Here is a 549-nt window from a genome sequence, read left to right on the forward strand (position 1 = left end):
CCGGCATCCTGCCCATCTCCTGGGCGTACGTGCGCCTGATGGGTGGCGAGGGGCTGCGCCGCGCCACGCAGGTCGCGGTGCTCAGCGCCAACTACATCGCCAAGCGGCTCGAACCGCACTACCCGGTGCTGTACACCGGCCCGGCCGGGCTGGTGGCGCACGAGTGCATCATCGACCTGCGCGGGCTCACCAAGGAGACGGGCGTCACCGTGGACGACGTCGCCAAGCGGCTGATCGACTACGGCTTCCACGCGCCGACGATGTCGTTCCCGGTCGCCGGCACGCTCATGATCGAGCCGACGGAGAGCGAGGACCTGCCCGAGCTCGACCGCTTCTGTGAGGCGATGATCGCCATCCGTGCGGAGATCGCCAAGGTGGGCTCCGGCGAGTGGTCGGCCGAGGACAACCCGCTGCGCAACGCCCCGCACACGGCGGCCACGGTCGGTGGCGACTGGGACCACCCGTACAGCAGGGACGAGGCCGTGTTCCCGGCCGGCGTGGCGGCCTCGGACAAGTACTGGCCGCCGGTGCGCCGGGTGGACGGCGCGT

The 549-nt window shown here is 71.4% G+C and carries 1 pseudogene; it reads left to right on the forward strand.

From position 1 onward, the window contains the following. Window positions 1–549 (forward strand): annotated as a pseudogene (locus tag KUM32_RS42700) (glycine dehydrogenase (aminomethyl-transferring)); the annotation flags it as partial.

The organism is Streptomyces sp. AC627_RSS907 (assembly GCF_019049165.1).